The organism is Duncaniella sp. B8 (assembly GCF_005304985.1).
GTDB lineage: Bacteria > Bacteroidota > Bacteroidia > Bacteroidales > Muribaculaceae > Duncaniella > Duncaniella muris.
In genome coordinates this window covers 2,041,036-2,064,903 of the sequence record NZ_CP040121.1, presented here as the reverse complement: position 1 = coordinate 2,064,903, position 23,868 = coordinate 2,041,036, and the positions used below count along the sequence as shown (strand labels likewise).

The following is a 23,868-nucleotide window of genomic DNA, read 5'->3' as shown; positions in this document are numbered from 1 at the left end:
TTTACAGACGTTCGTTGACGCTACGGATGATGGCTATGGTGGTGGAGTCGGTGTCGAAGACCGAGTTGAGGCCCTGGGCTTCCTGGGCGGGGTCGCCGGTGTAGTCGTCGCCGGGCTGCCAGGTTTCATGAGCGGGGCGCGCTGTGCCTCCCCAGCCCCAGAAGTTGAGGCCTGCGAGGCGGCCGCCGTCGGCTACTTCGTTGAACACATATTTATAATAGCGGTCACGGCCTGTGACGGGCGATCCGGGGGTTATGGCCATGCCGTCGCGGGGGTAGCCGAATTCTTCAAGCACGAGGGGTTTGAGTTTCGAGCGGTCGCCGCCGGCGAGGGCTGCGAGGGCGTGGTGGTGGGCGGCGATATAAGCGTCGGTGTTGGCTATGGCTGTGTCGACGCTGTCAGTGAGTGTTTCGGGGCGCACCCAGCTCCAGTTGTAGGGCCAGATATGGATGGTGGCATAGTCTACGTTGGGGTCCGAGTGGATTTCCGACCAAAGGTCTATGGAGTTTTCGCATCCCCAGGAGCCTTCGCTGCCTATGGAGACGAGGTGGTTGGGGTCGATGCTTTTGATCAGTCCGGCTGTCTCGGCGATCCATTCGGCGAAGGGGCGCATGCTTTCCTGGGCGAAGGGGCGCGGTTCGTTGGCTATCTGCCAGGCCATGATGGCCGGTGACTGCGAGTAGGGGCGGCCGGTGACGGTGTTCTGACGGCCTACAATATTGCGCACGTGGGCGGCGGCAAGGGCTTTGGCTGAGTCGTTGCGCACGAAGTTGGCGGCATAGGCCATGTAGGCCGGATAGCCTGCGTCGGCGGGGTTTACGGCTTCGCCGGCTCCGGACCATTCGAGGTAGGTGGAGAAGCCTCCGCTCCATTCCCAGGCGTTGTTGAGATAGATGACGGCTTTCATGCCACGCTTTTCGAGGTCGGCTATGAGGTAGTCGAGACCGCGCAGGAGGGTGTCGTTATAGACTCCGGGCGCTGTCTGCATTACGGGTTCTATGTGGGAGGCGAGACCTTCGCGGCCGTCGCCGCCGGCAAGGATGCGGAGGTTGCTGACGCCAAGCTGCTGCAGGCTGTCGAGTTCGCGGGCGAGACGCTCGCGGTTGCCTCCGCGTCCTTCCGAGGCAAGTATGGCGCCATACCAGAAGTTGGTGCCTACGTAGCGGTAGGCCGAGTCACCGATGTAGAATTGTCCGTCACGGACTGTCACAAATGCGGTGTCGGCCTCGGCAGAGGCCGATGAGTTTCCGGTCCCGCCTGAGCAGGAGAAGAATGCAGATCCGAGGAGTGAGAGGAGGGCGGAAATCATCAGGCTTCTATAATGTTTCATGCGGTTTAAATTTTTGCAGCCTCTGAGCGGCTGCGGGTCAGTGGAATTGTTAGAGGTTGTATCGGTTTGTATCTTTTCGCTTCTGCAGGGGGGAGACAGTTCTCTTGCAGAGGTTTATTTTTCGGTAAGGTTACATGCGCGGCGGGCGTCGTCCCAGTCATCGGAACGGAAGGGGATGAGCGGCATTCCGTTCATGTCTTTCAGCGTTCCGATTGCAAAGTTGTTGAAGCAGTAGCGCACGGCTTTTATGTCTTTGACCTTGTCGGAGCTTACGGTTACGGTGTGGAGATTCCAGTCTTCCGATGCTTTTGCAGGATAGAAGATGCGGTCATCGCCTGCTACCTCGAAGCCCTGGAGATCCATGTTGGGGTTTAGTCCGGCATCGGCGTTGTTGAAGCTGACCACTGCCTTGTCGCCCTGCAGATCGACAGCTTTGAACGAGGGATAGGTCGAAGGTATGCCCTTTATGCCGTATGTGCGGTTTGCGGCCATGAAGGCCAGGCGCTCCCCTATTTCCTGCTTGCGGCGGGCATGGATGTCTTCAAGTTCGAAGGGATACATGAGGTCTGTGGTGCAGACAATGCCGCTGTTGGGGGTGATCTCGGCGGCTTTGTGCTGACATTCGCGGAAGAGGGCCGCGGCGGTTTCCTCGCCGTTGCCGTATTTCCAGCCCGGAAGTTCCACGAAATAGAATGGCAGCTCTCCGAGGCCCCATTCATCGCGCCAGATCTTGACCATGTCACGCTGGTGAGAGGGATATTCCTTATGGCGGCCTACGTTTGACTCGCCCTGGTTCCAGAGAAAGCCTTTGATCGTGTAGCCGATCACGGGGTGCAGCATGGCATTGTACATCACGTTGATGCGCTCATATTCCTTAAGCACTGAGTCGGGCTGAGTCTTTTCTTTGGCGACATCCCAGTCGGAATACTCGTCAAGTTTCCATTTAGGCATCCAGCCCTCCACCTTAGAGCCGCCGTAGGCGCAGCTGATGATGCCGACGGGCACATCAAGGATATCGGTCAGCGAGGTGGCAAAGAAATATGCGAGGGCCGAGAAATCAGGTGCGTTTTCAGGACGCGACAACTGCCACTTGCCTTCCACGCGGTCTTCGGGAGTATAGGAGCCCCGCTTGGGGACGGTGGCCATTCTTATGCCCGGATATTTGCCTGAGTAGGCTATGGCCTGGGCGGCCCCTTCTACCGGCTGACACCAGAATCCGCGCAGGGGCATCTCCATGTTCGACTGGCCGGAGCAGAACCAGACTTCGCCGATGAGCACATTGTCGATCTTCGCCGGCGCTTTCCCGTCGTCGAAACTTACGCTTTGCGGTGTGAACGATGCCGCCGGGGTGGCCACGCTGACTTCCCAGCGGCCGGTCTTGCCATCGGCCTTGGCCTTGTAGGCTTTGCCCCCGTTCCATGAAGGAGTGACGGTCACGGTACGGCCCGGATCGGCCCAGCCCCACAGTCTGGCCATCGAGTTCTGCTGGAAGACGGCGTTGTCACTGATGATGTCGGGGAGCTCTACTGCGAGCGCGCTGCCGGCAAATGCCGAAAGAAGAATCGCGCTTGCCAGACGGTTTTTCAAAATGCCCATAGTGCTTTATGACGGTTTGACGGTTGTCTGATTTTATATATTCCTTACTTATTTTGAATAGCGGCTGTTGCGCTCACCGACGGTCTTGCGGGCGAGCTTTGCCCACTCTTTGAGATCTTCTTCTTTCCACTCCAGACCGTTGTCAGAGGCCGAAGCCGAGATCATCGAGCAGGTTTCGTTCTTGTCTGCGATGTCCCACATCAGCACCGAGATATTGTTTCGGTCGGCGAAATCCATCCACTGCTGCCACGATTCATAGTCGATCGGGCCATCGCCGGTGTGGTCCATCGAGCCGCATTCCGAAATGATCAGCGGCAGACCGGCATCAAGAGCCTTCTGAGCCTTCTCGCGGTTCCAGTCCTTATGGGTCCCGGCGTAGTAGTGGAGCGAATAGAGCAGGTTCGGAGCATCGACCGGATCTTCAGCGGCAATGTCCACGTCCTGGTCCCATTTGGGAGTGCCTACGATCACCACCGCATTGGGGGCGTTCTTGCGGATCACGGGAATCACCTCCTCGGCATAGTTCTTGATTTCCTGCCAGGGGATGTCGAGCGGCTCGTTCCAGATCTCATACAGTATGTTAGGGGTGTCACCGTACTTTTCTGTGATCACGGTGAAGAATTTCTTTGCGTCCTCCAGTGTGTTATTGTGCGAATGCCAGTCGCAGATGATATACATATCGTTTGCAATGGCCGCATCGATCACTTTCATGGCAAGGTTCACGGCATTTACAGAATCGAGGGAATAACCGTTGACACAGTCGCCTGAGGGATGTGCGCCGATAGCCGCACGGGTGATGTTGGCACCCCAGTTTTCCTTGAGCGCACGGACTGTCCCTTCATTGTAGAATCGGCCCCAGTTGCAGTGCCAGCCGAGCGAGGGCCCGTTGAGCACCATAGTGTCGCCTGCCTGGTTCAGAAGAGCCGTTCCGCTGACGTGGAGGGGGCTGACAAATGCCGATGTGCTGTCATTGTCTGTCGATTCGCTTTTTGCAGCAGTGCCTCCGCAACCCACCAGAGCGGAGAGCACTACTGCGGAAATAAATGTAGTAAATAATGTTTTCATACTTGAATAGTGATTCTTTATGGTTTGTGGAGCTTTGATTTATCATTATATCAAGGAGCCGGATCTCAGACAAGCATCTTGTGATGCTGATAGATCTCGCGGAACACCTTGGGGGAATTGCCTTTCTTCTTTTTGAATATACGGTTGAAGTTAGAGACGTTGTTGAAACCGCACTCATAACAGATCTCGGCAACAGACGTGGTCGAGTCGACGAGCTGACGGGAGGCATGGCCCAGACGGATGTCGATCACATAGTCTGAAATCGAGCGCCCGGTGCGCAGCTTGAAAAAGCGGCTGAATGCCGTGGGAGTCATTCCCACCAGATCTGCCAGGTCGTTCAGGCGTATGTCTTCTTTATAATGTTTGTTGATATGGTCCTGCACTTTCTGCACCCTACGGCTGTCGCCCGTCGGCTTGAGCGAGGCGAACGACGAGCTTGACAGCTTGCGGTAATGTCCGCCCTCGGCAAGTTCATAGAGAATCGACATCAGTTCGAGCATCCGGTAAAAACCTGATTCGATCTTGGTCAGATTGTCAAGTTTATGATAGACCTTCATGATGCTTTCCACTGTAAAGGCTATGCCGTTGGAACTGAGATCAAGCATCCGGCGGATGCTTGAAAGCTGGGTCTTGGCGAGAAACGACGAGCCAAAAAGGTCCGATGAAAATTGTATTGTTATCTCACGTATCTTGTCACTCATACACTCATGCTGCTCCCAGCCGTGTTCGATTCCGTTGCCGATAAGCACCAGGTCATACATCCCAAGTCTCTCTATGGAATCACCCACAACCCTACGCGCTCCGTCACAATTTGAAACAAAGTTCAGCTCATACTCCTCATGGCGGTGAATGGGGTATGTAAATCTGTCTTTATATCTGTCTATTAGATAGAAGCAATCTTTTTCAGACAGCGGCGTGATTTCGGTTATGATCTTGTTCATGGTCGAGACTCTATGTAGAAATAACAATAAGGCAGGTAAATCCTTTTGTCCGATTCAGGTTTTTAAAGGTTTGATCACAAAGATAAACATTATTTTGATTATATTGCATAAAAATGTTACAAAGATGCTCAATTTGACTATTTTTGACACTTATTTGTTAAAAAAGTATCAATAATTCATATGCGAGAACATAATTTTAGCACCTACGAGGCAAAACGTGCACAAACAAGCACATAAACGCACCCTCCGCCGGTCTCACCCCATATTCCGGACTCGCCCGCCACAGACAGCCATAATGCAACAGATCGCTATAATATAGGTATATATACATTAATTAAATAGCCGAAAATTTGTTATTGCCGCCGTGATGTCGTACTTTTGTAGAGTTTTAGCGCTATCAATCTATCACAACTAACTAAAATGAAGAATTTCCTCATCTCGTTTCTCGGTGCGCTTGCAGGTATCTGGTTCTCCCTCTTCCTTGCTGTCATCGGCATTTTCATAGTCATAGCAGCCGCTATGGCATCGTCAGGCGGCAACACCACAGTCAACGTCAGCAACAACTCCGTGCTCTGCGTCGATCTCTCAGGAACCATCTATGACCGTGCCCCGAAAATCGACATCCGGGAAGCAATCCGCGGTGGAGGACTTGAAAAAAACGCCCAGGTGCTCGCCGACATCACCGGTGCCATCTCCGCAGCAGCCTCCGATGACCGCATTGAAGGCATAGTCATGAACTGCAGCGGCGTATCAGCCGGAATCGCTCAGCTTACCGCCATCATCGAAGCACTGAAAGACTTCAAGAAGAATGCCCCTGAGAAATGGATCTACGCATATGCCGATGCATATGCCCAGGGCGACTACTATGTGGCATCGGTGGCCGACAGTGTCTTCATCAACCCCGTCGGAATGGTAGAAATCAGCGGCCTCAGCCTTTCATCGCTTTACTACAAGAGACTGCTTGACAAACTCGGAGTCGACATGCAGGTAGTGAAAGTCGGCACCTACAAAAGCGCCGTCGAACCTTATCTCCTCGACAAAATGAGCGAACCCGCCCGCGAACAGGCGCAACTCTTCCTCAAAAACATCTGGAATGACATCAGCACCACCATAGCCGATGCCCGCGGAGTCACCGTTGCCGATGTCAACAAATGGGCCGATGATTTTGTGTTTACAAAAGACGCCTCCACATATAAAGACCTCAAAATCGTCGACGGACTCCTCTACCGCCACGAATTCGACCGTAAGATCGCCGACCTCACCGGATGCGACAAAATAAAAGACATAAAAACCATAACCACAGCCCAGTATGCCAAAATCGCCGACAGCGGCAAGGTGGGCAGCGGCAAAGGCGCCAACATTGCCGTGCTCTATGCCACAGGCGAAATTACCGATAACAGCGGCAACGGCATCGTAGCCTCGGAGCTGGTACCCGAAATCCTTGAACTTGCTGAAGATAACGACATCGACGGCCTCATCATGTATGTGAACTCGCCCGGAGGAAGCGCCTTCGCATCCGAACAGATCTGGGAAGCGCTTGAACAATACAAGAAGCTGACCGGCAATCCCTTCTACGTCTCTATGGCTGACTATGCCGCCTCCGGAGGTTACTACATCAGCTGCGGAGCCGACCGCATATTCGCCCAGCCCGTCACACTAACCGGATCAATAGGCATCTTCGGAATGATCCCCGACATAAGCGGGCTCGTGAATGACAAGATCGGCATCGGCGTATCAACCGTGACCACCAACGCCAACAGCAACTTCCCGACCATCTTCGAACCGATGACCGAAGCGCAGAAAGCCTCCATGCAGGCCTATGTCAACAGAGGATATGAGCTCTTCACCTCACGTTGCGCCGAAGGCCGCGGCATGTCGCAGGACTCAATAAAGGCAATCGGCGAAGGCCGCGTGTGGGACGGAACCGAAGCCCTGAAACTCGGCCTGGTCGACGAACTCGGAGGTCTTGACACGGCATTGGCGGCAATGGCCAGGCAGCTCAACGTAGAGTCATACACTGTCCACTCCTACCCCGTGGCCAAAGACAAATGGTATGACCTGCTCCTTGAAGCCGGAATCGAAGACATCAAGGCTGCCATCATGCGCCAGGAGCTCGGCGAAATGTGCTCACTCTATGACGCTATCCGCCAGGTCAAAGGCATGTCGGTGCTCCAGTGCCGCATGGAATTCACAAAAGTGAATCTCTGAAACAACCTCTAAAAAACAATTATTCAGTGGCCCGCAACAAACTTCTATCAATGCTCCTGCTCTATCCGATCTCGAAACTCTACGGGATCGGAATGGTGGTGCGCAACAAAATGTTTGACTACGGCGTTCTGAAGCAGCAGGAATTTGACATCCCGATCGTAGTCGTCGGAAACCTCGCAATGGGAGGCACCGGAAAGACTCCCCACGTCGAATACATAGTCGAATCACTATTGGGGAAATACAACATCGGTGTGCTCTCACGCGGCTACCGGCGCGCCACCAAAGGCTTCGTCCTCGCCTCTCCACAGTCACGCCCTGAGGACATCGGCGATGAATCCTATCAGATCTACCGCAAATTCGGCCCGGACATCACTGTCGCTGTCTGCGAAAAACGCTCAGAAGGCATCCGCCAGATGCGAGAGATCAACCCCGATCTCAACATGATTATCCTTGACGACGCCTTCCAGCACCGCTACGTCAAACCGTCGGTATCCGTCATCCTGACCGAATACAACCGCCCGATATTCAACGACAAAATTCTCCCCTACGGGCGCCTGCGCGAATCGGCCCGCGCTCTCAACCGGGCCGACATAGTGGTAGTGACAAAATGCCCGATCGACATGAAGCCGATGCACTACCGGCTTTTCGAAGAGAACCTAAAGCTCTTCCCCTTCCAGAAACTCTACTTCTCGCGCTACAACTACGGACATCTCGTGCCCATATTCCCTGAAGAGACCGCTGACATCCCGGCCCTTGACTGCCAGAAAGCCGACACGGCGATCCTCGTCATCACCGGAGTGGCCAACCCCAAGCCATTTGTCCGCTTCCTCCGCCGCCACAAAGCCAAGGTCAAGCTCAAACGCTTCACCGACCACCACAATTTCACGGCCTCTGACATGGATGACATCACCCGTCTCTTCGACGAACTGCCATCCGACAACAAATTCATCGTCACCACCGAGAAAGATGCCGTGCGCATACTCAACAACCCCTATTTCCCCCACCGCCTCAAAAGGTCAATCTTCTACGTACCCATCAAAGTAGAATTCATTGACCGCGGAGAGACCGAATTTACAGCCGGAATAGAAAAAACCATCCGTGACTCACGTTTGTTTAAATCCTGAGCCCTTTTTCCATCCAGGCAACTCAACTGAAAAGAAACAAAGTTAATCGAGTATAATCATCAATACCATTCCCCTTATGTTAGAACAAATCAACCAGACGGCCGACTTTCTGCGCTCGAAAGTAGCCGATATGCCCAAAACCGCCATCATACTCGGCACAGGTCTTGGAGCTCTTGTAGACCACATGGACGACAAACTGTTCATCCCCTACTCCGAAATCCCCAACTTCCCCGTATCTACAGTCGAAGGCCACAGCGGCAACCTCATCTTCGGCACACTCGGCGGCAAGAAAGTAATCGCCATGCAAGGCCGTTTCCACTACTACGAAGGCTATGACATGAAGCAGGTCACCTTCCCCGTGCGCGTATTCAAGGCCCTCGGAGTCGACACCCTATTCGTAAGCAACGCCTCAGGAGGCATGAACAAGGAATTCGTTGTCGGCGACGTAATGGTCATCACCGACCACATCAACCTCTTCCCTGAAAATCCCCTCCGAGGCAAAAACTACAACGAACTCGGCACCCGCTTCCCGGCCATGACCAATGCCTATGACAAGGAACTCATCTCGCTCGCCGACACCATCGCAGCCGAGAAAAACATCCGCCTCATGCACGGCGTCTACGTCGGAGTGACAGGCCCCACCTTCGAGACTCCCGCCGAATATGAATACTACCGCATCATCGGCGGCGACTGCGTTGGCATGTCGACCGTACCTGAAGTGATCGTGGCAAACCATGCAGGCATGAGAGTATTCGGCCTCTCCGTAATCACCGACCTCGGCGGAAAAGACGTCACCCAGGTGCCGACTCACGAAGAAGTACAGCAAGCAGCTCTCATCGCACAGCCCAAATGCCTTGAGATCATGAAAGAACTTGTCAACCGTTTCTGACACAGCCAGCCGACAGAAATTATGGAGATTTCACAACTCGGCGAATTCGGCCTGATCGACCGCCTGACCCAGGATCTGGAAAACGTCAATGCGTCTACCCTCAAGGGTGTGGGCGACGACTGCGCCGTGATCCGCAACCACGACACAGACATACTGGTCACCACCGACCTCCTGCTTGAGGGCGTGCACTTTGACCTGACCTATGTGCCCCTGAAACACCTCGGCTACAAATCGGCAATCGTAAACTTTTCTGACGTCTACGCCATGAACGGCACACCGCGTCAGATCACCGTTTCACTCGGCATATCCAAGCGCTTCACTGTAGAGCACATTGAAGAGCTCTTTGCCGGAATCCGCCTCGCATGCCGGATCTACGGCGTAGACCTCGTAGGTGGCGACACCACCTCTTCGCGTCAGGGACTCGTCATCTCGATCACCTGTATCGGAGAAGCTCCGGCCGACAAAATAGTCAGCCGCTCCGGAGCCAAAGACACAGACCTGATCTGCGTCTCAGGCGATCTCGGAGCCGCCTACATGGGCCTCCAGCTCCTTGAACGCGAAAAAACCGCCTCTGCAGGCCGCCCGGACTTCATCCCTCAGTTCGAAGGCAAGGAGTATCTCGTAGAGCGACAACTCAAACCCGAAGCTCGGCGCGACATCATCGAAGAACTGGCCAAAGCCGGAATCGTGCCCACCGCAATGATGGACATCAGTGACGGACTCAGTTCCGAACTGCTCCACATCTGCAAGCAGAGCGACGCCGGATGCCGCATCTACGAAGACCGCATCCCCATCGACTATCAGACTGCCATCATGGCCGAAGAACTCGGCATGAATCTCGTCACCGCCGCCCTTAACGGCGGAGAAGACTATGAACTTCTGTTCACCGTGCCGCTCCACTGCCATGACCAGATCGAGAAACTGCCGGGCGTAAAACTCATAGGCCATATAACCAAACCCTCGCTCGGCTGCGCCATGATCACCCGCGACGGCACCGAAATACCCCTCCGTGCCCAGGGATGGAACCCGCTTGCTGCAACTGATCCAGTGGTCGAAAGTCCTGAGAAAGAGGCTTAAGTCTCCACCCTCAGACAGTCAACATTCCGAAAACCTCCACGGCTTTAACTTTTATTATCATAAGCCGCCTAAACCTTAAATGGTGAGATTGTTCTAATTCAATATAGCGACATTCTCACCATTTATTTTTTTATATTACTGTCCGCTAAACTTTTTTTGAGCGATTGAAAAATTAGGGCTGACACCTATTGCAGGAGTCAGCCCTAAATGGTTATTTTGGTGTCGCCAAACAATCCATGAATAACCATGAGTAAAAGTAGTAATTTCTTCGGACAGCCGATATATGGACAGCTGATAAAATCACTCAATCGTGAAAAAATTGTTGAATTCAGCCGAAAACACGGCGGAGAGAAGTATGTAAAGAGCTTTGACGGCTATACGCATCTGCTTACGATGCTCTATGCCGTGATCCAGCGCTTCGACTCATTGCGTGAGATAGAGACATCTATGACAGCGGAGGTTCGCAAACTGCACCATGTCGGAATTGATACTGTACCAAAGCGCAGCACCCTGTCGGATGCAAATGCCCGACGGTCAGAGAAGTTCTTTGAGGATGTCTATCGCGACCTGTATGCAGCCAACAAAGACATTCTTTCATCGGACAGCAGACGCAACGGCACGGAAGAGTGGATAAAGCAGCTTAGGATTATCGATTCCACTACAATCACATTGTTCTCCAACGCTATTTTCAAGGGCGTTGGTCGACACCCCAAGACGGGAAAGAAGAAAGGCGGCATAAAGGTACACTCTGTCATACACGCCAACGAGGGGGTTCCCTGCGATGTGCAGTTCACTTCGGCGGCCACCAATGACTCTTTCATGCTTGCTCCGAGCCATTACAGCCACAACGAGATAGTCGCTCTTGACCGCGCCTATATCAATTATGCCAAATTTGAGGAACTGACGGACCGTGGCGTTGTATATGTCACCAAAATGAAGAAAAACCTCAGTTATGAGGTACTTGTAGACTGTATGCATCAGAATCCGCAGGGACTGATGGAATACCGTGAACAGGTCGTGGTGTTCCGTAAAGACGGTATAAACCACATCGCCAGAATAATTACATACGTTGACATCAAGAAGAACGGGAAGCCAAAACTCATATCGCTTCTGACCAACGACTTCGACATGCCGCCAGAGACAATCGTGGCGATATACCGCCGCCGATGGCAGATAGAGTCTCTTTTCAAGCAGATCAAACAGAACTTCCCCTTGAGATACTTCTATGGCGAGAGCGCCAACGCCATCAAAATCCAGATATGGGTTACACTCATCGCAAATCTGCTGCTGTCAGTACTTCAAAGCAAACTCGAAAGACGTTGGAGCTTCTCAGGGCTTGCTACAATCGTCAGAATTGTGCTGATGTATTACCTGAATCTCGAAAAGTTCCTCAATCAGCCCGATGCAGACCTGAAAATCATGCTCGCCGAAGCATCGGAATCGCCTCCCGAAGTTCCTGAAAACTGCTGAGGGGGCTTGTCAAATACAAAAAGTAAGCCCAACTTCTGCCGTTCAGGAAGTTGGACTCGCCTTTTTATGGTTTAGCGGACAGTAATAATTTTTTTACAGTCATGAGAAGAATCTTACAAACCCTGTCAATCGCACTGCTGACCATCATTCTCTCCATTCCATGCATGGAAGCCCAAAGCCGCAGCCGTGAAAACCGTGAAGGTCGCGGAAACCGTACCGAGCGCACATCTTCTCCGCGAGGAAACCACAAGAACAACAGCAATAACAACCGCGGCGGCCACTCATCCTCTCACAATACACGCCCGAACTCCTCACGCCCCTCCAACCGACGCCCCAACATAATCCCGGCCAAGGACAACACCAACCACCGTCCGGACAACAACGGCCGTCCAAACGTCGGAAACGGCAACAACAACCATCACCCGGAAAACAACGGCCACCGTCCCGGCATCGGAAACGGCAACAACCATCGTCCCGGTAACAACGGCCACCGTCCCGGCATCGGAAACGGCAACAACCATCGTCCCGGTAACAACGGCCACCGTCCCGGCGTCGGAAACGGCAACAACCATCGTCCCGGTAACAACGGCCACCGACCCGGCATCGGCCACCATCCCGCGCCACGGCCACCCCATGTAGCGCCACCCCATCGCCCCTACCGCCCTGTCATGGCCCGTCCACACCACCGTCCAATGCCGCCTCGCGGCTGGAGACCGGCCGGACGCATCCCTGTGATCCGCGGCATTCTCGGCCTTACATTTGGCAGTGCCATCAACATCTCGCTTGACTACCTGCTCTCGTCAGGCTACAACGTCGACGGATACACCAACGACATCGTCTATCTGCGCAACGTCAGCGCCATGAACTACGTATGGACCGATGGAGCCCTCTATTATGGAACTCACGGACTTGACGCATCGTCATTCTACTATTCAACTCCACGCTACGACCTTGCCCGCTACAACAATGTCTACAATTCACTTGTAGCCACCTACGGCATGCCTGTCTCGGTCAGCAACACCCCCGGTTCCATCGGAGCCACATGGTTCGGAGGCAACAACGGTTACATCACCCTCTCCTTCGGTTCAAATACAATGAACGGACGTCTCCGCTACCTCACCACCCTCACCTACGGACTCTGATCCACCCCCCCACACACCCAAAAATCAACCGAGGCTCCACGGCAGCAGTCACCGTGGAGCCTCGGTTGATTTTTCAGACACCGGATTCAGAGCGATATTCCAAGGGGCGTTTCAGCAACCTCGCCCCCCGAGGCTCCTACTGGTGCGACACCTTATAATATAATACAAGAGCGATAATCGTATATAGTATATTCGGAATCCACATTGCCACCATAGGCGAAGTGTAGCCTGAGATCGCAAAGGTCGAGGTCACTGTCATGAACAGGATATAACTGAAACTCAACACGAGCCCGATGCCGATATTGACACCCATGCCCCCCTTGATCTTGCGCGATGACAGCGACATGCCGATGACGGTAAGAATAAACGCAGCCGCCGTCATGGCATAGCGCTTGTGGTTTTCAATCTCGAATGACTTTATGTTGGCCACTCCCCTCTCCTTCTGGCGCGAGATGTACTCACGCAAGGCCGGCGAGGTCATGGTCTCATGGTCATTCTTAGATATCAGGAAGTCACGCGGCTCGATTGGAATTATGGTATCCAGACGTGAACCGCGGCGGATCGTCTCGCGCTGGCCGTCGAAATCGCGGATCATATAGTCACGCACGGTCCAGTTGTGGAGCGTGTCCCACTTGATGGTCTGCGCCGTCAGACGCGAAACAAGCTTCTTGTCCTCGAATGATTCGAGCGAGAACTTGTAGCCCGTCTTCTGTGAATTGTTGAACGACTGCATGTATGCGATCTCGCCTTTGGCCACCTGCAGCTGTATGTTCGAACCGAAATCCACACGCTTGTTTTTCACATAGGTGTTGGTATATTCTATTCGCTTGACATTGGCCGGAGGGATGATATAGGCGCTCAGCATATATGTGGCCGCGGCGATGACAGTCGCACTCACAAGATAGGGTCTCAGCAGACGCCTATAGCTCATTCCGGTCGACAGCATGGCTATGATCTCGGAATTGTCGGCCAGCTTGGAAGTGAAGAAAATCACCGCGATAAAAGTGAATAGCGGACTGAACTGATTGGCAAAGTAAGGCAGGAAGTTCAGAAAATAGTCAAACACCGTGGCTTTCAGGGGCGCTTTCAGGAAGGCATCAAGCTTTTCGTTGATGTCAAACATCACCGTGATCGCCAGAATGAGCATAATGGCAAACACGTAAGTGCCGAGAAATTTGCGGATTATATACCAGTCAAGTATTTTCAAAACTTCAGATATTCAAAGAAATCAGACATGGCTGAGAAAAAACTCTGTCAGAGTGTGGCCACGGTCAAAGCCTGCGGGTCACACACTCAAGCATCTCGCGCTTCCAGCTGCTGAAATCACCGGCCATGATATGGCGGCGGGCTTCTTCAACGAGCCAAAGATAGAACGCAAGGTTATGGATCGAGGCTATCTGCATGGCGAGAATCTCATCGGCTATGAAGAGATGGCGCACATAGGCCTTGGTGTAGGCTGTGTCGACATAGCTCGGACCGTCTTCCTGCAGCGGAGAGAAATCATCGGCCCACTTGCGGTTGCGCATGTTCATGATGCCGTGGCGGGTGAAGAGCATGCCGTTGCGACCGTTGCGGGTAGGCATCACGCAGTCCATCATATCAACGCCGCGGTCAATCGCCTCAAGTATATTGGCCGGAGTGCCTACGCCCATCAGATAACGCGGACGGTCTGCGGGCAGAATGTCATTGACCACCTCGATCATCTCATACATCACCTCGGCCGGCTCGCCTACGGCAAGACCACCAATGGCATTTCCGTCGGCTCCGAGATCGGCCACGAACTTAGCCGACTCGCGGCGCAGATCGGGATATGTCACACCCTGCACAATCGGGAAATAAGCCTGGCTGTAGCCATACTTGCCTTCAGTTTCCTTGTAGCGCTTCCATCCGCGGGCAAGCCAGCGGTGGGTAAGATCAAGTGACTTGCGGGCATATGAGCGCTCGGCTGTGCCCGGAGGGCATTCGTCAAGCGCCATCATGATGTCGGCACCGATCGAACGCTCTATGTCGACAACCTTTTCAGGAGTGAACAGGTGCTTCGATCCGTCGATGTGAGAGCGGAACCATGCGCCCTCTTCGGTCAGTTTTCTGTTGGCCGAGAGCGAAAACACCTGAAAACCGCCGCTGTCGGTCAGAATCGGGCGGTCCCATCCGTTGAACTTGTGCAGACCGCCGGCCTTTTCGAGAATCTCGATGCCGGGGCGCAGATAGAGATGATATGTATTGCCGAGAATGATCTGGGCCTTCACATCCTCGCGCAGTTCGCGCTGATGCACAGCCTTGACACTGCCGACTGTCCCTACGGGCATGAAAATCGGAGTGCGGATCTCGCCGTGGTCAGTAGTGATCAGACCGGCGCGGGCGGCCGTGCCGGGAGCGGTAGCTTCTAACTTGAAATCCATTGCTGATTCTGATTTGTGAATGATTCAGAGCCGGTGATCAGGGACGCACCTCAAAGAAAGGTATGTCGACCAGCTTCATGTCAAACACCAGAGTTGAATAGGGGGGTATGACACCCGAACCTGACGAACCGTAGCCGAGATTGTAGGGGATCACCACACGGGCGCTGTCGCCCACACGCATGTCAAGCAGTGCGATGGTCCATCCCTGGATCACGCTTGAGGGCTGTGTGCGGAAAAGGCTGTCGCCGTATGACGCTGTCTGAAGATACGACGAGTCAAAAGGCACATCATTGTAGAGACGTCCTATATATTTCACGTCGACAGTCGAGTTCAGCATCGGCGAGAGGTTGCCTACTGTCTTGCTGCGGTCATTGAGGTAACGGATCAGCACGTTGGCCGAAGTGTTCCATGCCGGAGTCAGCGTCTGGTATATGTTTCCGTCAGGCCCCATTGCAAAGCGCTGCTCGTCATAGAACGCCACGTTTGCCTCGCGCCATTCGGAATAGTCTTCCCAAGTGTTGTCATCGTTGCAGGCCACAAAGGCTGCGCCTGTAAGCAATACGCACACTATGGTTTGAAAAAGCTTTCGCATAGATTTTTTTTAGACTTTTATTATAAAACACCTATTCTAAACGGTCCTTTAGAATTTCACTTCCGGAGCGCGCTGGGCGGCGTCGTCAGCCTTGAACTGTGGCTGGGGTTCGAATCCGAACCATCCGGCATAGATATTTGTGGGAAACTTCTTTATAGAGGTGTTGTAGTCAGCTACGGTCTGGGTGTAGCGGCCGCGGGCGGTCGCTATACGGTTTTCAGTGCCTTCAAGCTGCACCTGCAGATCGCGGAAATTCTCGTTAGCTTTCAGATCGGGATAGGCCTCGCTGACAGCCAGGAGCGATTTCAGCGCGCCTGTGAGCTGGTTCTGTGCCTCCTGAAACTTGGCGAGAGTCTCCTCGTTGAGTTCCTCGGCATTGATATTGACCGATGTGGCGGCCGCGCGGGCCTGGGTCACCTTCTCAAGGGTCTCGCTTTCGTGAGTGGCATAGCCTTTCACTGTGGCCACAAGATTGGGAATCAGGTCGGAACGGCGCTGATACTGGTTCTGCACTTCAGCCCATGACTGCTCTACCTGCTGGTTTTTCTCTACAAGCGAGTTGTAGTTGCATGAAGAGAACAGCGGCATCATCATGACGGCGAGTATCAGATGTTTCAGAAACTTCATTTTCATTATCTATTAAGTGGGGAAAGAGTTGTTTTTTTCAAAGGATGTGTAATCTGTTTTCGCAAGCCTGGGCCAGCTCCTGGTCAGGCGAGCTTGCGGAGAAGCGCGTTGAGCGACACCTGAGAGTGGATGAGCGAGTGAAGATCTTCAATCCTGACGCGCTTCTGCTCCATTGAGTCACGTTCGCGGAGGGTGACAGTGTTGTCTTCAAGAGTCTGGTGGTCAACGGTGATGCAGAACGGGGTGCCGATGGCATCCTGACGGCGGTAGCGCTTGCCGATCGAGTCTTTTTCCTCATAGTGCGTGGAGAAGTCGAACTTAAGTTCGTTGACGATCTCGCGGGCCTTGTCAGGCAGACCGTCCTTGCGCACCAGAGGCATCACGGCACACTTGACAGGAGCGAGGGGAGCGGGCAGGTGGAGCACCACTCGCTTGTCGCCGCCTTCGAGTTCCTGCTCCTCATAGGCTGAGCAGAGCACGCTGAGAAACATGCGGTCAACGCCGATAGAGGTCTCGATCACATAGGGTGTGTAGCTTTCATTGAGCTCCGGATCGAAATACTGGATTTTCTTGCCGGAGAACTTCTCATGCTGCGAGAGGTCGAAGTTGGTTCGGGAGTGGATACCTTCCACTTCCTTGAAGCCGAACGGCATCTGGAATTCGATGTCAGTGGCGGCGTTGGCATAGTGGGCCAGCTTTTCGTGGTCGTGGTAGCGGTATTTTTCATCGCCGAGGCCGAGAGCTTTGTGCCAGCGCAGACGGAATTCTTTCCAGGTCTTGAACCATTCCATTTCCGAGCCGGGGCGCACGAAAAACTGCATTTCCATCTGTTCGAACTCTCTCATGCGGAAGATGAACTGGCGGGCCACAATCTCGTTACGGAAGGCCTTGCCAATCTGAGCGATACCGAAGGGGATGCGCATGCGGCCGGTCTTCTGCACGTTGAGATAGTTGACAAAGATACCCTGGGCTGTCTCCGGACGCAGGTAAACGGTCATTGCGCCGTCAGCAGTAGAGCCCATTTCGGTTTTGAACATGAGGTTGAACTGACGCACCTCTGTCCAGTTCTTGGTCCCTGAGATGGGGCATACGATCTCCTCGTCGATGATGATTGCGCGGAGTTCGTCAAGATCGCCGTCGTTCATAGCCTTTGCAAAACGTTCGTGGAGAGCGTCGCGCTTGGCCTGATATTCAAGCACACGGCCGTTGGTCTGACGGAACATGTCTGCGTCGAATGACTCGCCGAAACGTTTGGCGGCTTTGGCCACTTCCTTTTCGATCTTGTCTTCGATCTTGGCGATCTGCTCTTCGATGAGCACATCGGCGCGGTAGCGCTTCTTGGAGTCGCGGTTGTCAATCAGGGGGTCATTGAAGGCATCCACATGGCCCGAAGCTTTCCAGATGGTCGGGTGCATGAAAATAGCGGAGTCGATACCCACGATATTCTCATGAAGCAGCGTCATCGAATCCCACCAGTAGCGCTTGATGTTGTTCTTGAGCTCAACGCCGTTCTGGCCGTAGTCATAGACCGCCGAGAGACCGTCATAAATTTCGCTTGACTGAAACACGAAGCCATATTCTTTGGCATGGCTTACTATCTTTTTGAAAACTTCGTCTTGTGTTGCCATTTTTTGAGATTGTTTTAGAAGTTGCAAAGATAGTAAAAATTTCCGACTCCTCTCTGTCTCAGGCCCATTTTCAGTTCAAAATGCCTTGCAGACAATGGCTGCTTTGGGGCTGATATTCGCCAAAAGCGGCAAAAATGAAAAATATTCTTAACAGGCGCCCTTTAACTGCTAAAAAATGCTTATATTTGCAAAAATATTATACTCTGCACCAAAATGCGGGCTGATTGTTTAATATACTGTACACATATCCGGATTCATGAAAACCACAATAAACATATCAATATTGACCATTGCGATCGGGGGACTCATATGGCTCCTGACCGCCTGCTCGGCTGCTCCCGCCGAGACCCCGATAGTCACCGTCAGCATCGAGCCGCAGAAATATATGCTCGAACAGATCACCGGCGACAAGGTAGACATCAGAACTCTGATAGCCAACGGCGCCAATCCGGAAAACTACGATCCGTCGCTGACCCATATAATGAATCTCCGCAAGTCAATCGGCTTTCTGCGCATGGGCAATATCGGTTTCGAGGCCGCGCTTCTCGACAAGATCCGCCAGGAAGACCCCGAACTGCCTATATTCAACACCTCGGAGGGGGTGGTCCCGGTGACAGGCACTCACAGTCACAGCCACGGCCACGGCGGAGTGCATCATGAGGAAATCGACCCACACACCTGGACTTCTGTCAAAAATGCAAAAATAATTGTAAGAAACATGCTCGACGCGATGGTCAAGATAGATCCCTCAAACGAGGATTACTACCGTCGCAACTATGATCGCTTCGCCCAGCGGCTCGACTCGCTTGACCGCGACTTCGAGAGCCGTCTCGCATCACATGCGGGAGAGCATTTCATGGTATGGCACCCCTCGCTCAGCTATTTCGCCCGTGACTACGGACTGGAACAGATCACTGCAGGAAACGCCGAGAACAAGGAAAGTTCCCTGACCATGCTCCGCAAAACGATTGACCACGCTGACAGCCATTCGGCCAGCATATTCTTCTACCAGAAAGATCTTGACAGCCGTCAGGCCGAAGTGCTCAGTGACCAGCTCGGCCTGCGCAAGGTCAGCATCAATCCGCTCTCCTATGACTGGGAGGCTGAAATGTGTGCGATAACAGACGCCATTACAGCCGATTGACACCCGCCCAGTCTTTCTGCATGATTCTCACAGAATTTTCACACCCGTCATGGAAAACAAGGAAAAGGAAATCATCATATCACTCCGCGATATCTGCAAAAAATGGGATGACAAGATTGCACTTGAAGACATCAACTTCGATGTGCACCGCGGAGATTTCATAGCCATCACAGGCCCCAACGGCGGCGGCAAGACAACCCTGCTGCGCATATTGCTGCGCCTTCTCAAGCCCACAAGCGGCTCCGTCACCTACTTCCGCCACGGAAAAGCCGTCGATGATCTTTCGATCGGCTACCTTCCGCAAAAAAACATGATAGACTCCCGCTTCCCTATCAGCGTGGAGGAGGTCATAGCCTCAGGACTCATAGCCGAATCGCCCGGCAAGGAGGAGATGCGCCGCAGAGTCAGCGAGGTCACAAAGCTGATGGGCCTCGAAAACCATTCGTCGCAGACCATCGGCAACCTGTCAGGCGGACAGCTCCAGCGCGCGCTTTTAGGCCGGGCCATCATAGCCAGGCCGCGGGTATTGGTGCTTGACGAGCCTCTGAGCTATGTCGACAAGCGCTTCGAGCATTATATCTACGATCTTGTGGCCGAACTCTCACACTCCACTACCCTGCTGCTCGTCTCTCACGAGATGTCGACAATAGCAGGAATGGCCAACCGGCATCTGATAATAGACCACCGGCTGACCGAATGTCATTCAAGCCACCATCAGGTGCATTACGACTGCGACGACGATGACGGATCGTCCATGTGAAGCGCATGGCCCATGCGCTGCTGCTTGGTGAGCATGTAGCGCAGGTTATATCTGTTGGGGGCTATCTCTATGCCCACATTTTCCACTACTTCAAGACCATAGCCTTCCAGGCCGATACGCTTGACAGGGTTGTTGGTGATCAGACGCATTTTCTCTATGCCGAGCTTGCGGAGAATCTGTGCGCCTACGCCATAGTCGCGCTCGTCGGCTTTGTGGCCGAGATGGAGATTGGCGTCTACGGTGTCAAGACCTTCTTCCTGAAGCTTGTAGGCTCTGATTTTTTCCATCAGCCCAATGCCGCGGCCTTCCTGATTGAGGTAGACGATGGCTCCGCGGCCTTCTTTTTCGATAAGCTGCATGGCTTTGTGGAGCTGCTCTCCGCAGTCGCAGCGCATCGAACCGAAAATGTCGCCTGTGGCACATGAGGAGTGAACTCTGACAAGCACCGGATCTGAGCCGCTGACATCGCCCTTAATGAGCGCGATGTGCTCCAGTCCGTTGCTCTTCTGGCGGAAAGGTATCAGACGAAAATGGCCGTAGGCTGTAGGCATGTCGACCTCCACACCCTCCTCCACCAGCGATTCTTTCTGCAGGCGATAGGCAATGAGATCACGGATCGACACCAGCTTCAGTCCCCACTCGTCGGCCTTGCGGCGCAGCTGAGGCAGGCGGGCCATCGTACCGTCTTCATTGAGAATCTCTATCAGCGAGGCCGCTGGCTGCAGGCCGGCAAGGCGCGCAAGGTCAATGGCGGCTTCCGTATGGCCGGAACGTCGGAGCACTCCGGCATCCTGGGCATAGAGCGGATGGACGTGGCCCGGACGGCCGAACATATCAGGAGTGGAAGCCGGATCGGCAAGCGCGCGGATTGTCGCGGCGCGGTCATGAGCCGAGACTCCGGTGGTGCAGCCAGGGAGCAAGTCAACCGTCACGGTGAAGGGTGTTCCGAGCATCGAAGTGTTGTCCTCGACCTGACGGCTGAGGCCAAGCTCGCGACAGCGCGAGAGCGAAAGCGGCGAACAGAGTTCTCCGCGGGCGTTGGTGATCATGAAATTGACATGATCAGCGGTCACTTTCTCAGCTGCAATTATCAGATCGCCCTCGTTCTCGCGATCCTCATCATCGACAACTATCACGAACTTGCCTTCGCGGAAGTCGGCAATCGCGTCTTCTATACGGTCTAACTTTATATTATCCATGATTTTATTTCAGGTAATTTATGATTGTATCAGAGGGGGGGAGGCGGATTCCGGGAGCGTTTTCAGCAACCTCCGTCAATCCTTGTCAATAAGTTTAATGAGTTCATCGGCCACTTTGTTGACAGTGGCAAGCTCCGCGCGCAGGTCGGTCTGAGTCTTGCGTCCGTAGAGCCACACAGGCACACCGGCGGGAAACAGCACGATCATCAGGCGCGACAGCCAGGGGCGGCGCGAGGGCTGCTGAAACCAGAGGCTGCGGAGAATAGGCATGTCCATGAGTTTGAGCACCACTAACTTCTCACGCGAGTTGGAGAGATATTCCACAGTAACCTCGATGTTGTCACGCAGGCGGTGGAGACTGTCACGGTCATAGCCGCGGGTCCAGTAGTCGGCATATGACTGCTTTTCAGGATTATGAGAGATATAGGCGGCAGTCTCGTCCTTGAGCGCCGCAAGGCGTTCGACGGCCACCTTGGGATCGACTTCAGCCATGACAAGCTCTTTCATCTCCACATGGCGCACCTCGCTGACTCCGAAGAAGCGGCGGAAGAAGTTGAGATAGGCATCTTTGTTGAATACGGCTGAGTCATTGACAGCCTTGTAGGTGAAGAATATGCCAAGGGGCAGGAGCACGGCGGCACTCAGCCACATGCCTTCCCAGACTTCCCATTTGCCGTCGCGGGCAAATTTGTAGCCCATGTTGTCAATGATGTAGTAGAAGATGAAGAGAAACACCGAGATCACCAGCGGTGTGCCCAGTCCGCCTTTGCGGATGATGGCACCGAGTGGCGCTCCGATGAAGAAGAAAATCACGCAGGCAAACGAGAGGGTGAACTTCTTCTGCAGTTCTATGGCATGGCGGCGGATGAGCTTCTGTTCTTCGGCCATTGTCTGGCTCTTGTATTTGTATTCCTCCAGAGTGCGCTCGGCCTTTGAGAGTGCCTGCGAGAGGTAGTTGATGCGTACGCCTGAAGATGAGCCGCGGAACACGGAGTCGACATCCACGGGCCGGGCGAGCGCCACGTCGGGGCGGCGGAGCTTATAGTGGCGGCCCTCGTTGTCGGTCTTGGAGTCGTAGCGGCGCAGACCCATGTAGGGATACTCGCGGAGGGCAGTGCCGTAGATGTCGCCGATCGAGTCGACGCGATGGCTCATGGAGTCGATAGATGCCTGGAGCTCGGTCATGTTCTTGCCTACGTACTGGCTGCGCATGCCCTGCTCGTCCATTCGGTTGAAATTGGCGTCGAACTTAAGCATGATGTCTTTCTGGCTGAACGACTCGCGGCGATAGGGGACATTGCGCATGTTTGAGGCACCGGCATCGCGGATGTTTTCAAACGATTCGCCGTTCCACAGGCGCAGGAAGAGGTGGGTCTTGTCAGGCGTGATCGACATCTTGCCTGAGTCGGCCAGAATGATCGAGGAGTTTTCAAAGCCTTTCGAGACGTCATAGATCATCATCTCGTAGAGCACACCGGTGTCGCGGTTTTTCTCCTGGACAAAAAGGTTGTAGCCGGGAATCTGATCGTAGAAAACGCCTTCAGGTATCTCCAGTTCGGGCGATTTCTGCCTCATGGAGTAAAGGAGGGTCCACATCTTGGTCTGGGCCACAGGAAGCACGTTGTTCTGAAAGAAAAAGGCTCCGGTGGCTATCATGACCATCAGGACGATGAGCGGGGCCATAGTGCGCAGAAGCGATATGCCGGAGGCCTTCATGGCTGTAAGCTCAAATTGCTCGCCGAGATTGCCGAAAGTCATCAGCGAGGCGAGCAGGATGGCAAGCGGCAGCGCCATCGGGATCATGGTGAGCGCCGCGTAGAAAAAAAGTTCGGCAATGACATCAACTCCGAGACCTTTGCCGACAAGATCGTCAATGTAGCGCCACAGGAATTGCATCAGAACTATGAACAGACAGATGCAGAACGTCATCATGAACAGAGGCACGAAGCTCTGCAGGATGAAGATGTCCATGCGCTTGATTCGAAACATAGCAATGACTGATGTGGTGTTAATGGCTAACGCCCGCCATGCGCCCTGCGGTTATACTGCGTGAGGGGAACATGGCGGACGATTATGAGTTTATCCAATAAGGAGCTTCTGCACAGAGGCTTACTTTATGCCGAGACGGGCTTTCACGAGGGGAGTGACGTCGGTCACATCGGTTCCGGTGTAGAGCGACATTCCGTTCTCGAAGATGAAGGTGTAGTTGCCTTCGGCGCCTACGCTCTGGATGGCTTTCATGACGTTTTCCTGGATGGGGGCCATGAGCTGCTGCTGCTGGCGGCGGAGATCCTGGTCAGCTGTCTCGCGGAACTTCTGGATCTTGGCGTCGAGTTCCTGCATTTCCTGTACGCGACGTTCCTTGATGGTTTCAGGAGTGCTTGCATCAAGTGCGTTGAATTCCTGATATTTCTTGTTGAATTCTTCCTGAAGCTTTGAAAATTCGTCCTGATACTTGTTAGAAGCAGCGGTCATCTGCTCCTGTACTGTCTTCATTTCGGGAAGAGATTCCATGAGCTCTGCGGTATTGACGGTGCCGAATTTCTGGGCGAAAACGCTCATGGGAAGCGCAATCATGATTGCGAGCAAAAATTTTTTAATCATCGTTTTATTGGTGCGTTGAATTTATATTTATCGGTTCGGATGATGGGCGCCTGACGGATTCAGCAATTTT

General features: G+C 53.5%; 20 protein-coding genes. 8 read left to right on the top strand and 12 right to left on the bottom strand.

Features of this window, described 5'->3' with window-relative positions; translation table 11 throughout:
* Position 1: 1 nt before the first annotated feature.
* The 4 genes from FDZ78_RS08820 to FDZ78_RS08805 all read right to left on the bottom strand — a co-directional run bounded on the left by FDZ78_RS08820 (position 2) and on the right by FDZ78_RS08805 (position 4,932).
* Positions 2–1,330 (bottom strand): beta-mannosidase, encoded by a 1,329-nt coding sequence (locus FDZ78_RS08820; RefSeq protein WP_136408428.1) that lies wholly within the window; start codon positions 1,328–1,330, stop codon positions 2–4.
* A 114-nt stretch (positions 1,331–1,444) separates the two neighbouring features.
* Complete coding sequence (locus FDZ78_RS08815) at positions 1,445–2,926, bottom strand: sialate O-acetylesterase (protein ID WP_136408427.1); 1,482 nt, start codon at positions 2,924–2,926, stop codon at positions 1,445–1,447.
* 48 nt (positions 2,927–2,974) lie between these two features.
* On the bottom strand, positions 2,975–3,991 hold the full coding sequence (locus FDZ78_RS08810; RefSeq protein ID WP_107031838.1) for a glycoside hydrolase family 5 protein: 1,017 nt from the start codon (positions 3,989–3,991) through the stop codon (positions 2,975–2,977).
* Between the two features lie 65 nt (positions 3,992–4,056).
* Positions 4,057–4,932, bottom strand: a complete 876-nt coding sequence (locus FDZ78_RS08805) for an AraC family transcriptional regulator (protein WP_107031839.1) — start codon at positions 4,930–4,932, stop codon at positions 4,057–4,059.
* A 420-nt stretch (positions 4,933–5,352) separates the two neighbouring features.
* Here FDZ78_RS08805 and sppA point away from each other — a divergent pair, with 420 nt between their 5' ends.
* From sppA to FDZ78_RS08775, 6 genes are all read left to right on the top strand, one after another.
* Positions 5,353–7,140 (top strand): signal peptide peptidase SppA, encoded by a 1,788-nt coding sequence (sppA, locus tag FDZ78_RS08800; protein ID WP_136408426.1) that lies wholly within the window; start codon positions 5,353–5,355, stop codon positions 7,138–7,140.
* A 26-nt stretch (positions 7,141–7,166) separates the two neighbouring features.
* A complete protein-coding gene (lpxK, locus tag FDZ78_RS08795; protein ID WP_107031842.1) occupies positions 7,167–8,264 on the top strand; it encodes a tetraacyldisaccharide 4'-kinase in 1,098 nt (365 codons plus the stop codon).
* 76 nt (positions 8,265–8,340) lie between these two features.
* A complete protein-coding gene (locus tag FDZ78_RS08790; protein WP_107031843.1) occupies positions 8,341–9,153 on the top strand; it encodes a purine-nucleoside phosphorylase in 813 nt (270 codons plus the stop codon).
* A gap of 21 nt (positions 9,154–9,174) precedes the next feature.
* Positions 9,175–10,230: a thiamine-phosphate kinase gene (thiL, locus tag FDZ78_RS08785; RefSeq protein WP_123398653.1), complete on the top strand. Its 1,056-nt coding sequence runs from the start codon at positions 9,175–9,177 to the stop codon at positions 10,228–10,230.
* A gap of 246 nt (positions 10,231–10,476) precedes the next feature.
* Entirely contained in the window at positions 10,477–11,700 is a 1,224-nt protein-coding gene (locus FDZ78_RS08780; RefSeq protein WP_068960910.1) for an IS4 family transposase, read from the top strand.
* Positions 11,701–11,801: 101 nt separating this feature from the next.
* Positions 11,802–12,842: a hypothetical protein gene (locus FDZ78_RS08775; RefSeq protein WP_124075639.1), complete on the top strand. Its 1,041-nt coding sequence runs from the start codon at positions 11,802–11,804 to the stop codon at positions 12,840–12,842.
* Positions 12,843–12,978: 136 nt separating this feature from the next.
* On the opposite strand, the gene FDZ78_RS08770 is transcribed toward FDZ78_RS08775, so the two are convergent.
* From FDZ78_RS08770 to FDZ78_RS08750, 5 genes are all read right to left on the bottom strand, one after another.
* Entirely contained in the window at positions 12,979–14,049 is a 1,071-nt protein-coding gene (locus tag FDZ78_RS08770) for an LptF/LptG family permease (RefSeq protein ID WP_369699867.1), read from the bottom strand.
* Positions 14,050–14,113: 64 nt separating this feature from the next.
* Positions 14,114–15,244, bottom strand: a complete 1,131-nt coding sequence (gene tgt, locus FDZ78_RS08765; RefSeq protein ID WP_107031847.1) for a tRNA guanosine(34) transglycosylase Tgt — start codon at positions 15,242–15,244, stop codon at positions 14,114–14,116.
* A gap of 37 nt (positions 15,245–15,281) precedes the next feature.
* The gene (locus FDZ78_RS08760) at positions 15,282–15,836 is read right to left on the bottom strand and encodes an FKBP-type peptidyl-prolyl cis-trans isomerase (RefSeq protein ID WP_107031848.1); all 555 of its coding nucleotides are present in this window, start codon (positions 15,834–15,836) and stop codon (positions 15,282–15,284) included.
* Between the two features lie 48 nt (positions 15,837–15,884).
* Positions 15,885–16,469 (bottom strand): LemA family protein, encoded by a 585-nt coding sequence (locus tag FDZ78_RS08755; protein WP_172480274.1) that lies wholly within the window; start codon positions 16,467–16,469, stop codon positions 15,885–15,887.
* A gap of 77 nt (positions 16,470–16,546) precedes the next feature.
* A complete protein-coding gene (locus tag FDZ78_RS08750; protein WP_107031849.1) occupies positions 16,547–18,091 on the bottom strand; it encodes a glycine--tRNA ligase in 1,545 nt (514 codons plus the stop codon).
* 256 nt (positions 18,092–18,347) lie between these two features.
* Here FDZ78_RS08750 and FDZ78_RS08745 point away from each other — a divergent pair, with 256 nt between their 5' ends.
* Positions 18,348–19,235 carry a metal ABC transporter solute-binding protein, Zn/Mn family gene (locus tag FDZ78_RS08745; protein WP_123398655.1) on the top strand — a complete coding sequence of 296 codons (888 nt, stop codon included), beginning with the start codon at positions 18,348–18,350 and terminating at the stop codon, positions 19,233–19,235.
* 49 nt (positions 19,236–19,284) lie between these two features.
* Positions 19,285–19,995 carry a metal ABC transporter ATP-binding protein gene (locus tag FDZ78_RS08740; RefSeq protein ID WP_107031851.1) on the top strand — a complete coding sequence of 237 codons (711 nt, stop codon included), beginning with the start codon at positions 19,285–19,287 and terminating at the stop codon, positions 19,993–19,995.
* Here FDZ78_RS08740 and FDZ78_RS08735 read toward each other — a convergent pair.
* The 3 genes from FDZ78_RS08735 to FDZ78_RS08725 form a co-directional block, all read right to left on the bottom strand.
* Positions 19,959–21,194 carry a bifunctional 3,4-dihydroxy-2-butanone-4-phosphate synthase/GTP cyclohydrolase II gene (locus tag FDZ78_RS08735; protein WP_107031852.1) on the bottom strand — a complete coding sequence of 412 codons (1,236 nt, stop codon included), beginning with the start codon at positions 21,192–21,194 and terminating at the stop codon, positions 19,959–19,961. The genes FDZ78_RS08740 and FDZ78_RS08735 overlap by 37 nt on opposite strands.
* A gap of 75 nt (positions 21,195–21,269) precedes the next feature.
* A complete protein-coding gene (locus FDZ78_RS08730; protein ID WP_123398656.1) occupies positions 21,270–23,183 on the bottom strand; it encodes an LptF/LptG family permease in 1,914 nt (637 codons plus the stop codon).
* A gap of 120 nt (positions 23,184–23,303) precedes the next feature.
* Positions 23,304–23,798, bottom strand: coding sequence for an OmpH family outer membrane protein (locus tag FDZ78_RS08725; RefSeq protein WP_107031854.1), 495 nt, complete (start codon positions 23,796–23,798; stop codon positions 23,304–23,306).
* Between the last annotated feature and the right edge of the window lie 70 nt (positions 23,799–23,868).